This is a genomic window from Leisingera sp. F5 (genome assembly GCF_001593695.1).
The window spans coordinates 1-1036 of sequence record NZ_LUKH01001421.1 but is presented as its reverse complement, the minus strand read 5'-3'; the positions used below and the strand labels follow the sequence as shown (position 1 = coordinate 1036).

The 1036-nt window shown below is 58.6% G+C and carries 1 protein-coding gene; it reads right to left on the bottom strand.

Going from position 1 to position 1036, the window contains the following annotated elements; all coding sequences use genetic code 11:
• On the bottom strand, window positions 1-712 hold a 712-nt coding region (locus A2I95_RS41940; RefSeq protein WP_291738158.1), incomplete at its 3' end, for a helicase HerA-like domain-containing protein.
• Window positions 713-1036: the final 324 nt, after the last annotated feature.

Sequence of the window (1036 nt, the reverse complement as noted above, 5' to 3'; positions counted from 1 at the left end):
CCGCCATCAGCTTGTCCGCGGCCAGAATGTTGATCATGCCCTTGCCGGCGGTATCGCACCGCATCAGATCGCTGAGCGCCAGTGCCGGCTCACCGAACAGGCCGGCACCGCCCTGGTTTTCCAGCACCAGCAGACGCCGCTGGATAGCACCGATCGAAGCCGGGGACACGTTGCCGTACCGCAGTGACAGCTGCGTCCGGTTTTCGCCGATCCAGACCAACAGCGATTGCAGATCCTTCAAGTCCAGCAGGGGCAAGGCGTCTTCATCTGCCAGCCTGAACGCGATGTTCATAATACCTTCCTGCGCTTCGCTCAGCTCCAATAACCGGGACAGCAGCAGCGGGCCCATTTCCGCAACAGTTGTGCGCACAGGGTGGCCCTGCTCGCCATAGAGATCCCAAAAAGCGACCGGGCAGGCATGGTAGCAATAATCGGCAAACCCGATTTTCTCCGCGCGCGAGGTGAAGGCGTCATGCAGTTTGTGGCTTGGTGATCCAGGCTTTGCCAAGCCGGACAGATCCCCCTTCACATCAGCAAGGATCACGGGCACGCCGGCATTGGAAAACCCTTCAGCCATGATTTGCAGAGTGACTGTCTTGCCTGTGCCGGTAGCCCCGGCGATCAACCCATGCCGGTTGGCGTATTTCAGGGCAAGCCCCTGCGGCGCGCCATAACCTTCGCCGCCGCCGCCCAGAAAGATACTGTCTGCCATGCCTGTCCCCTGCCCGTTCTTTTTCCTGTGGATAACAATACAGCGTTAACTTTTTAGTGCGATAGTCAATCTTGCCCGCCCCTGCAAATGCGGTTGCCGTGGCGGACATTTCCTCCCTGTCAGACTGGCCGTGCCTCGTGCACGGCCTTCTTTTTATGGCGGGACTGCCTGCTAAACAGGCAAATACCGCGGCGATCCAGACATCCAGGGTTCCATTCTCCCTAAATTGAAGCCTGCGCGACTTTTTTTGAACTTGCATGTTGACCGATGGCCAGCCCTTTCGTAACGTCCTACGCAATAACTAAGTCGGCCAGTCCGACGGGG